General features: G+C 56.0%; 10 protein-coding genes. 2 read left to right on the top strand and 8 right to left on the bottom strand.

Annotated features, from left to right (window positions below; genetic code table 11):
- Positions 1 to 12: 12 nt before the first annotated feature.
- The 8 genes from AC2FLA_RS20855 to AC2FLA_RS20820 all read right to left on the bottom strand — a co-directional run bounded on the left by AC2FLA_RS20855 (position 13) and on the right by AC2FLA_RS20820 (position 4840).
- Positions 13 to 678 (bottom strand): urease accessory protein UreF, encoded by a 666-nt coding sequence (locus tag AC2FLA_RS20855; protein WP_496724941.1) that lies wholly within the window; start codon positions 676 to 678, stop codon positions 13 to 15.
- Positions 650 to 1102: an urease accessory protein UreE gene (gene ureE / locus AC2FLA_RS20850; RefSeq protein ID WP_058272433.1), complete on the bottom strand. Its 453-nt coding sequence runs from the start codon at positions 1100 to 1102 to the stop codon at positions 650 to 652. Before ureE ends, AC2FLA_RS20855 begins: the two co-directional genes overlap by 29 nt.
- Positions 1103 to 1130: 28 nt before the next feature.
- Positions 1131 to 1355, bottom strand: a complete 225-nt coding sequence (locus tag AC2FLA_RS20845) for a hypothetical protein (RefSeq protein ID WP_496724939.1) — start codon at positions 1353 to 1355, stop codon at positions 1131 to 1133.
- A 121-nt stretch (positions 1356 to 1476) separates the two neighbouring features.
- On the bottom strand, positions 1477 to 3237 hold the full coding sequence (gene ureC, locus AC2FLA_RS20840) for an urease subunit alpha (protein WP_496724937.1): 1761 nt from the start codon (positions 3235 to 3237) through the stop codon (positions 1477 to 1479).
- A complete protein-coding gene (locus AC2FLA_RS20835) occupies positions 3212 to 3544 on the bottom strand; it encodes an urease subunit beta (protein ID WP_496724935.1) in 333 nt (110 codons plus the stop codon). Before AC2FLA_RS20835 ends, ureC begins: the two co-directional genes overlap by 26 nt.
- Positions 3541 to 3702 (bottom strand): hypothetical protein, encoded by a 162-nt coding sequence (locus AC2FLA_RS20830; protein ID WP_472724462.1) that lies wholly within the window; start codon positions 3700 to 3702, stop codon positions 3541 to 3543. The genes AC2FLA_RS20835 and AC2FLA_RS20830 overlap by 4 nt, the downstream gene beginning before the upstream one ends.
- Positions 3703 to 3720: 18 nt before the next feature.
- Positions 3721 to 4023 carry an urease subunit gamma gene (locus AC2FLA_RS20825; RefSeq protein ID WP_058272437.1) on the bottom strand — a complete coding sequence of 101 codons (303 nt, stop codon included), beginning with the start codon at positions 4021 to 4023 and terminating at the stop codon, positions 3721 to 3723.
- Between the two features lies 1 nt (position 4024).
- Positions 4025 to 4840 carry an urease accessory protein UreD gene (locus AC2FLA_RS20820; RefSeq protein WP_496724933.1) on the bottom strand — a complete coding sequence of 272 codons (816 nt, stop codon included), beginning with the start codon at positions 4838 to 4840 and terminating at the stop codon, positions 4025 to 4027.
- Between the two features lie 395 nt (positions 4841 to 5235).
- On the opposite strand from AC2FLA_RS20820, the gene urtA reads away from it, so the two are divergent.
- The gene (gene urtA, locus AC2FLA_RS20815; protein ID WP_496724931.1) at positions 5236 to 6516 is read left to right on the top strand and encodes an urea ABC transporter substrate-binding protein; all 1281 of its coding nucleotides are present in this window, start codon (positions 5236 to 5238) and stop codon (positions 6514 to 6516) included.
- Positions 6517 to 6575: 59 nt separating this feature from the next.
- The gene (gene urtB / locus AC2FLA_RS20810) at positions 6576 to 8528 is read left to right on the top strand and encodes an urea ABC transporter permease subunit UrtB (protein WP_496724929.1); all 1953 of its coding nucleotides are present in this window, start codon (positions 6576 to 6578) and stop codon (positions 8526 to 8528) included.

The raw sequence follows: 8528 nt of genomic DNA, 5'->3' as shown, positions 1-8528 counted from the left end.
CGTTCATACTGCTCATGTTCGGAATATCCTTGAATACTGTGTTTCGTGTCTCATCGACGCGATGTCCGTCAGGAACGCAGTCGAACTTAGTTCTTCTAAACCTGCCAATTGCGCCTTTTCGGCGATATGAGCACATTGCGGTGTCAAATTACGGATCAGTTTCTGAGCGTCGGTTTGCCCCAGCGGCGCAAGACGCGTTGCGCAAGCGACCAAGTTGCTTGCGAATGCTTGTAAATACATCTTCGTCGTCAGTAGTAGGGGGAGGTTTTGCAGACGCGCGGCGTGGCCCACCGACACTGGGTAGGAAAGCTGTTGGATATCTAAATCCCAGACATCTCCTGTGACAGTCCCGAACGCCTGTCCCAGCAGTTCGGTTTCCATTTTCCTTTCGGATGACGCGCAGATAGCCCGTGCCTTGGCATCGATGCTGAAAAGTTCATCTTTGTCCCGCGCGTCGTATGCGGACACCACGAACAGAGCATCATTCCATCCAGATCCGTGTTCCAGCGCATCTGAAATCCAGGCTTCGGCGTCTTGGGAACTGGCGACCGCTCCTTCGTCAATTGCAGCTTCCAACCCATGAGAATAAGCAAAGCCCCCCACAGGGTATGCCGGAGACAACCACTGGGTCAGAGTCAGGATATCGGCGTCAGTGGGCGTGGCCATGTGTCCTGCCATGGCCATAGGCTCCGCCTTCGGGGTTGAACGGTTCGTGCACCTCGCGCACTGTGGCTCCGATTTTCAAAAGCATGTCTCGGATCACATGATCGACCTGGATCAGCAGACGATCCTTTTCGATCTGGCAGGGCGTGTGGCGATTGCCGATATGCCACGCGATGCGTGTCAGGTCCGGAGCGGAAACCTCTAGCAGTGCTTCGGGTGCAGCCTGTATTTCTACTTCGCGACCGTCGTCCAGAACCAACGTGCCACCGTGGTTCAACGAGGTGGTTTGCGACAGATCGACGAGAATTTGTTCGCCACTTTCACAGGTCAGAACCTTGCGACGCAAAAACCGATCGTCATAAGTCAGAGACAGGCAATCTGCGGACTCGCCGTGCATATGATCCGAGTAACGGCGTGCGGTGCAGAGCAGGGCGGTCATACCGTCGCCTCCTCTGGAGCAGAAATGGTCAGAGCCAGATTAAATCCGCAAACACCCGGTGCACGATCCGTTCGCGTGATAGGCCGCGTTTTTTCAACTCTTCGTCGCTGAGCGATTGCAGGAATTCGACTTGCCGAACGCGTGATTGAGCTTCGGCCACACTGATCAGAGCCCCGTAGACTGATGCTGCGATGGACGCGATCAGACCGGGCAGCGAAAAGCGTGCGTGAGATTGTGTTGCTGAGTGTGCCATTTGGACCCTCGTAAACGTTGGTCCTCCCTTGGGCATTAATATCTGTCATATCGGCCTCACTTTGAAGTGGGTGTTTGGTCATTTCTGGGTTGCGCGCGGTGCAATGCAGCATAATTTTTAGTCAGAACATAAAGTATCGCTGTGCCATTGGCAGCACTTCGGCGGGTTGGCAGGTCAGCAATTCGCCATCTGCCCGGACTTCGTAGGTTTCTGGATCAACTTCGACATGAGGTGTCGCGTTGTTGAGCAGAAGATCCTGTTTGCCAATCTCACGCGTGTTTTGGACAGCGACAGTCTGCTTTGCCAATCCAAGTGTATCACCGATCCCGTCCGCCAGCGCGGCTTGCGAAACAAAGGTGATGGCCGAGTTTTCAACGGATCGACCATAGGCACCGAACATTGGCCGACTATAAACCGGCTGCGGGGTAGGAATCGAAGCATTCGGATCACCCATCTGTGCACAAACGATTGTGCCGCCCAGCAAAACCATCTCAGGCTTCACTCCAAAAAAGGCTGGGTCCCATAGGACCAGGTCGGCGCGTTTTCCTTCCTCGATACTGCCAATCTCGTGGCTGAGGCCATGAGCAACGGCAGGGTTAATCGTGTACTTGGCGATGTAACGGCGAACGCGCAGGTTGTCGTTGTCACCGGATTCCTCCGGCAGACGGCCTCGTTGTTTCTTCATCTTGTCAGCGGTTTGCCATGTACGGATCAACACCTCGCCCACGCGGCCCATAGCCTGACTGTCGGACGCGATGATGCTGAACGCGCCCATGTCGTGCAGGATATCTTCAGCCGCGATGGTCTCACGCCGAATGCGGCTTTCAGCAAAGGCCACGTCCTCGGGGATGGATTTGTCGAGGTGATGGCAGACCATCAACATGTCGAGATGTTCTTCTACCGTGTTTACCGTAAAGGGCCGCGTCGGGTTGGTAGAGGAGGGTAGGACATGGTCCTCACCGCAGATTTTGATGATGTCGGGGGCGTGGCCGCCGCCCGCGCCTTCGGTATGGAAAGCGTGGATAGTACGGCCCTTTATCGCGGCAACTGTATTTTCAACAAACCCGGATTCGTTGAGCGTGTCGGTGTGGATCATCACCTGAACGTCCATCGCGTCAGCGACCGAAAGGCAGCAGTCGATGGCCGCAGGAGTCGTGCCCCAGTCCTCGTGCAGTTTCAGGGAACAAGCCCCGGCTCTTACCTGTTCCTCCAAAGCAGCGGGAAGCGAAGCATTTCCTTTGCCCGCAAAAGCAAGATTCATGGGAAAAGCATCCGCCGCCTGCAACATCCGGCCGATGTGCCATGGGCCCGGTGTGCATGTGGTCGCCAAAGTGCCATGTGCCGGGCCGGTGCCACCACCAAGCATGGTTGTCAGGCCAGAATGCAGCGCGTCCTCTATCTGTTGAGGGCAGATGAAGTGAATATGGCTGTCGAACCCGCCAGCCGTCAGGATGCGACCCTCGCCAGCGATGGCCTCTGTGCCGGGGCCGATGATGATGTCTACACCGGGCTGCGTATCCGGATTTCCGGCTTTGCCGATCTTGGCGATGCGCCCGTCCTTTAGGCCGACATCCGCCTTGTAAATACCCGAGTGATCCACGATCAGAGCATTGGTGATCACCGTGTCCACGGCGCCTTCGGCACGCGTGGCCTGTGACTGCCCCATCCCATCGCGAATGACTTTGCCACCACCGAATTTAACCTCTTCACCATAGACATCTTCGCGGTGGCCGGTCTCGCTGAAACGCGCAGTCGTTGCGCGCTCCACGATCAGGTCTTTTTCTACTTCGATGATCAGATCAGTATCTGCCAATCGTACTTTGTCGCCGACCGTGGGGCCGAACATGGAGGCATAGTCACTCCGACTGATCTTGCCCGGCATCTTTCAAAGCCCCCATGATATGCATATTGAAACCGTAGATGTGCCGGCGCCCGTCAAATGGCACCAGCATAACTTCGCGAGTTTGGCCTGGCTCAAATCGCACCGCAGTGCCCGCCGGGATGTCCAGCCGCATACCCAAAGCTACATACCGATCAAAATCCAGAGCCGGGTTTGCTTCGGAAAAATGGTAGTGGCTGCCGACCTGTATTGGTCGGTCGCCGGTATTGGCGACAATAACAAGACGGCTGCTGCGTCCTGCGTTCAGCGTCAGTGAGCCTTCGGCCGGAATGATCTCCCCCGGGATCATTTCGGCAGCTTCAAAATCATGGTAATGGCGATGACCGCAATCAAAGCCAACCCAACTGCGAGCGCGGCGTAATCACTCCCATGGGCGTGAACTTGGGTATCCGAATGGGCCATGGCCGGACCAGCCAGAATGAGAGCGGGAAACAGCATACGGTTCATGGAGAACTCCTTTGAAAATTAGCGAATGGGGTTGTGGACAGTCACGAGTTTTGTGCCATCCGGGAAAGTGGCTTCGACCTGTACCTCGTGGATCATCTCGGGCACGCCTTCCATGCATTGGTCACGGGAGATCACTTCAGCCCCGGCTTGCATCATGTCGGCGACCGAACGGCCGTCGCGCGCGCCTTCGACCACGGCGTCGGTGATCAAGGCGATAGCCTCGGGGTGGTTCAGCTTAACGCCGCGGGCCAGTCGTTTGCGAGCAACCTCGGCGGCCATGGCGACCAGCAGTTTGTCTTTTTCACGAGGGGTCAGGTTCATGTCAGAGCATCCAGCATCGGGGCAATGTGTCTTTGTTCAGTCGGCGTAGAACTGGTATCAGCGTTCGGCGCAGTGCAAAGCTGTTGTCCGCCAGAATGCGAATGACCAATAGGTCTTTCCGGATCAGGGTTGCCCCGGCGGTGTCCGGTAGCATTTCCCGGACAGGTTTCAGATGACCTTCGGCGGAACTCGACGCTAAGACGATTAGCGCCATCGCCCCTGCGCCGTTCGCAATATGCGGCTTGGACAAATGCGTATGCCAATCACCTGAGAACCTGATCGCCTCGAGAAACACTGGCGTGTCCTCGCGGCGAATCTCGATTCTATCGCGCAAGCGGATGCCGGTCAGCGTCTCGCCCATGGCAATGCGCCCAAAGACCAGCGGCTCGACCATCAGCATTTCAGCATCAAGCCCCATGTCGATCCTGAGGCGTCGGTCCAAAGCACTGCCGTTGTACAGGATGGTTTCCTGCGGCAGCCAGTTCAGCCGAGCGCCATCCTCAACCGTCAAATGGTTTGTAATCTGGCCCCATTCTTTGGGCTGGGCTTTGTAGGCGCGCTCGCAGGCTTGTGTCGTCAAAGTCAGCGCCGTGCATTTTGCTGCCTTGCAAGAAAATCGGAATGAATCGCCTCCGGTCACGCCGCCCGCCGTGTTCAGAAGAACCGCATCAAGATCAGGTGGGATCGTTCTGGGGAACAGGCATTTAAAGGACCCAGACTGGCGAAATCTGTCCAGCACAGTCCTGTTGCCCAATTGCTTGGTGCTTAAGCTGACAGTGCCTGCAGCACGTGGCGGTACCGCGCTGTGCGTGGGCAATATGGCTGCAACTTGTGTAATAGGGCACCTTTAGCGCGTCGTTTGGTGCCACCTGTTTCTCTATTGAAGTGTCGGAACACTAATCTGCAGTGTCGGAATCTGCTTATTTCCACATCGTGTGTCTAAATTTTAGACAGAAACCTCCGACTTAGATGAAAAAATATGCGCTTCTCGCCGATTTCCCAAATTGGGCTAAAGGTAAGTTGCCAACCTTGCTGCAATGCAGAAACCGTATGGGTGCCACCGCGGAGATGACCCGGGGGTGTGTGACGGCTGCGCGAATTGGACCTCGAACACAACCGCCACACGGAACGCAACAACAGTTGCGGGGATCAGGTAGAAGAAGAGTGTGCCTTTGCGCAAGCCCTCTCTCCCGGCCCCGCCAGGAGGATTACATGAAATCGCTCAAATCCACGCTCGCCGGATCGGTTGTCTTTGCTGCCATAGCCACCGCTGCCTTGTCTGCCGAAGACACGATCAAGGTTGGCGTGCTGCATTCGCTGTCGGGCACGATGGCAATCTCGGAGACTACTCTGAAAGACACCATGCTGATGCTGATCGACCAGCAAAACGCCAAAGGTGGTCTTTTGGGCAAGCAGCTTGAGGCCGTTGTTGTGGATCCCGCATCTGATTGGCCGCTGTTCGCGGAAAAAGCGCGTGAGCTGCTGACCGTCCACGAGGTGGATGTGATCTTTGGTAACTGGACTTCGGTCAGCCGCAAATCTGTACTGCCGGTGATCGAAGAGCTGAACGGTCTGCTGTTCTATCCGGTTCAGTATGAGGGCGAAGAAAGCTCTAAAAATGTCTTTTACACTGGTGCGGCCCCGAACCAGCAGGCGATCCCAGCGACCGATTATTTCCTGGAGGAACTGGGGGTCGAGAAATTCGCTCTGCTTGGCACGGACTATGTCTATCCCAGGACCACCAACAATATTCTGGAAAGCTACCTTAAGCAAAAGGATATCGCGGACGCGGATATCTTCGTCAACTACACCCCCTTTGGCCATTCTGACTGGTCCAAGATCGTATCTGACGTCGTTGCACTAGGCGAAGATGGTAAAAAGGTTGGTGTGATCTCGACCATCAACGGAGACGCCAACATTGGTTTCTATAAAGAACTGGCCGCAGCTGGTGTTTCGGCAGATGACATTCCTGTCGTGGCCTTTTCGGTTGGTGAGGAAGAACTGTCCGGTCTGGATACCGCGAACCTCGTCGGCCATTTGGCGGCTTGGAATTATTTCCAGTCGGCGGATACTGATGTGAACGCCGAATTTGTCGAAACCTGGAAAGCGACTATGGGTGACGAACGGGTGACCAACGATCCTATGGAGGCGCATTTTATCGGCTTCAACATGTGGGTGAATGCCGCGACCGAAGCCGGCTCGACCGAAGTAGACGCTGTGCGCGCCGCCATGTACGGGCAGGAATTCCCGAACCTGACCGGAGGTACTGCTGTGATGTTGCCGAACCACCATCTGGCTAAGCCGGTTCTGATTGGTGAGATTCAGGAAGACGGCCAGTTCGACATCATCAGCGAAACGGACGTTGTGCCGGGCGATGCATGGACCGACTTCCTGCCTGAATCGGCAGTGCTGAAATCGGATTGGAAAGATCTCGGCTGCGGTATGTACAACACCGAGACCGAGAGCTGCGTTCAGACTTTGTCGAACTACTAAATCGTACGCAAGGCGGGTGTGATCGCCCGCCTTGCCCAAAGACACGCGGGTTTCACCACATGTTAAGACTATTCCTTGCGGGCCTGGCAATTCTCTTCGCCTGCCTGAACGCCAACGCGCAAGAGGGTGGCCTGCAGCCGATCTTGCAGGATCATCAGGAGATCATTGTCAAAAGTTCGCGCAAGACGATCAAACCGGCGATTGATGCGCTTGCCGCCAGTGGGCTGCCGCAAGCGCAGGTGATGCTTGAGACATGGGTCGCCAAAGACATGTGGATGCGTAAGTCTGACGGTCTGTTCTTTGCCGGAACAAAGGCCGAAGGGCGGTTGTACGAACTGACCGATTTCGACACGGGTGAAGTGGTCGGCACGTTTGAGAAATCCGACCTGAAGCAATTGAAACCCAACAGCGGTGTCCGCGCTATGATCGGGACAGCTCTGGTGCAGTTTCAGTTGACCGACCCGGATCGAAAGAAGCGCCTAGCCGCACTAAAGTCCATTCAACGTGATCCCGAGGGCGCACTGCTCGAACCTCTTCGTGCCTCGATCGAGGATGAGCCAGATGTGGATTTGAAGGCCCAGAAGCAACGGCTCGAACGGCTGCTGACGATTGGATATGACGAAGACGTTGCGGCCCGCGTGGCTGCAATTGAAGAAATGTCGAACGATCTGGGTGTCGACGTCCGCGCGGCGCTGAACCCGTTACTCGTGACCTCACGAAAGACCGCTGCGGACCTGCCATCGGATGTTAACGTCGCCATCATTTTGGAACCCGGATCAGACGCTTTGTCGCGGGATGACGCATACCACCTGTTGGTCGCGAGTGACTTGGCTGCGCCCCATGTGTTGCCTGACGACATCCGCCTGGCTTTGGCTGCGAACATCGACGGTGGTCGCGTACGGGGTGTCCCGGTCGCGCAACTGAACAACAACACTGCGCGCACGCAAGCCTACAGCATTTTGGCTGAAGCCGGACTTGTTCCTGCGCTGGTTACTGAGGCCGATATCGACACGGCGCTGGGTGCGCATGTGTTCTTTGAGACTTATGCCGAGCCGTCCATCGAAGTAACCGCCGCTGCCGAAAAAGCGCTAAAGAAGATCGAACTAAAAGTTGGCCTAAACCAGACGCTCGACCTGACGTTGGACGCGGTCTCTCTGGCCTCGATTTATTTCCTAGCCGCAATTGGTTTGGCCATCACTTTCGGAGTGATGGGTGTAATCAACATGGCCCATGGCGAATTCATCATGATGGGCGCTTATACGGGGTACGTCGTTCAGCAGTTCGTCCCCGACCATACGGTATCGATCATCGTTGCCATCCCAATGGCCTTTGCCGTCACGTTTGCCATGGGCGTCGCCATGGAGCGCCTGGTGATCCGCTGGCTTTATGCCCGCCCGTTGGAAACACTGCTGGCGACTTTTGGTATCTCGATTGCCTTGCAGCAACTTGCCAAGAACATCTTTGGCACACAGGCCCGCCCTCTGACTGCTCCGGGTTGGCTGGACGGGGCGTGGGTGATGAACGATGTGGTTTCGATCAGCTATATCCGTATTGCGATCTTCGTACTGGCGCTGATCTTTCTGGCGCTGTTCCTTTACATCATGAAACGTACAAGGTTGGGGCTTGAGATGCGTGCGGTCACGCAGAACCCTCGCATGGCGGGGTCGATGGGTATCAACCCGGGGCGGGTGAATATGCTGACATTCGGTCTCGGCTCCGGCATTGCTGGGATCGCGGGTGTGGCCATTGGCCTTTTTGCCAAAGTCACATCGGATCTGGGCAACGACTACATCGTGCAAAGTTTCATGACCGTGGTTGTCGGTGGTGTCGGCAACATCTGGGGCGCGCTGGCAGGCGCCGGGATGATCGGGTTCCTGCAAAAAGGGATCGAGTGGATGAACCCGTCGAATACCCTCGCGGCGCAAACCTACATGATCATCTTCATCATCATTTTCATCCAATTCCGACCACGAGGCATTATTGCCCTCAAAGGTCGCGCGGCGGGGGATTGA

Source organism: Ruegeria sp. CDSA033, from assembly GCF_059612305.1.
Note: the sequence above shows the minus strand (reverse complement) of the source record. Positions and strands in the feature narration are given on the sequence as shown.